This is a genomic window from Rhodococcus sp. 05-2255-1e (genome assembly GCF_002259025.1).
Taxonomy (GTDB): Bacteria; Actinomycetota; Actinomycetes; order Mycobacteriales; family Mycobacteriaceae; genus Rhodococcoides; species Rhodococcoides fascians.
Genome location: NZ_NOZE01000022.1, coordinates 1 through 1,673 on the forward strand (window position 1 = coordinate 1; position 1,673 = coordinate 1,673).

General features: G+C 59.8%; 1 pseudogene. It reads left to right on the forward strand.

Features of this window, described 5'->3' with window-relative positions:
- Positions 1 to 95 precede the first annotated feature (95 nt).
- Positions 96 to 1,673 (forward strand): annotated as a pseudogene (locus tag CH262_RS14665) (non-ribosomal peptide synthetase); the annotation flags it as partial.

Genomic DNA, 1,673 nt, shown 5'->3' on the forward strand with positions numbered 1-1,673 from the left:
GGTGAAAGTCCGTTGCGGAGCGGGCGGCATGCTCAGGGATGATCACCAAGCGGCCGCCGTGCAGCAGAGCGCCCCACATCTCCCACACCGACACATCGACGCAGTTGGCTCATTTGTTGGCTGGGCGTGGGGTGGGAGTAGAGGACGTTGTTGCACTGTTGCTGCCACGTTCGGAACACACTGTGATAGCCATACTTTCGGTGCTGAAGCTGGGTTCTGCTTACTTGCCGATCGACATCAACACCCCTGACGAGCGCCTGGCATTCGTTCTACAAGACGCTGCGCCGGCCGCGATTTTGACCACGGTGAGCCTCGCTGGTCGCGTCAGTAAGTCCGGGGTCCCACTGATAGATGTCGAGGATCCCAAGGTCGCTGAACAGCCGACGACGACGTTGCCGGTGCCGAATGCTGACCTCCTCGCGTACATCATCTACACCTCAGGAACGACAGGCACACCCAAAGGCGTCGGCATCACACAAACGAACGTCACCCAGACCTACGCAGCTTCGGAACATGCTTTCAAACATTCCCCAGATCAGGTGTGGTCGATGTTCCATTCGTACTCGTTCGATGTGTCGGTGTGGGAGATGTGGGGCGCTCTGCTGCACGGCGGCCGCTTGGTGATCATCCCTGAGCATGCCGCCCGCTCCGCAACGGACTTTCACCGAATCCTGGTAGACGAGCAGGTCACCACCGTCAACCAGACCCCGTCCGCACTCGAGATGCTCTCGCCCGAGGGAATAGATCAAGTAAGGACCATTTTTGTGGGGGGTGAGGCATGCTCGCCCGAACTTGTCGATCGGTGGGCTTCAGGCCGAGAAATGATCAATGGCTACGGGGAGACAGAGACGTTCTACGCCTCTATGAGTGCGCCCATGAAGCCTGGTCATGGAGCTCCTATCGGTACGCCGGTGCCGGGTGATGCGTTGTTTGTGTTGGATTCCGGTTTGCGGCGGGTTCCGATCGGTGTGGTTGGTGAGTTGTATGTCGCGGGGCGGGGTGTGGCACGCGGTTATGTGCGACGGCCGGGCTTGACGGCATCGCGATTCGTCGCGTGTCCGCTCGGCCCTTTGGGTTCGCGGATGTATCGCACCGGCGATCTGGTTCGTTGGAATCACGACGGCGAGCTGGAGTATGTGGGTCGCTCTGACGATCAGGTGAAGATTCGTGGTTACCGCATCGAAATCGGTGAAGTGGAAGCAACACTCGCTGCCTTGACCGGAGTGGAGCGTGCGGCAGTGGTGGCCCGTGATACCGATACCGGCAAGCAGTTGATTGGCTACGTCGTACCTACCGAGGTGTCTGCGGGAATCGATGGTGGGGCGCTGCGCGAACGAGTTGCCGCGCGATTGCCTGCGTACATGGTTCCGGCCGTGGTGATGGTCATCGACGAGTTGCCGTTAACTGTCAACGGCAAGCTGGACAAATGGGCGTTGCCCGAGCCGCAATTCGCCAGCGGCGTTCACAGAGCGCCGTCATCTCCGGTTGAAGAAATTATCTCCGGCATTTTCACGAAGGTTCTCGACCTGCCGCGAGTCAGCGTGGACGACTCCTTCTTCGACCTGGGCGGCAACTCGCTCTCTGCGATGCGTGTCGTAGCCGCCGTGCAGGAAACCTTCGACTGTGAAATCAGCGTCCGTGCACTCATGGAAGCCCCCACCGTAGCGGGCATT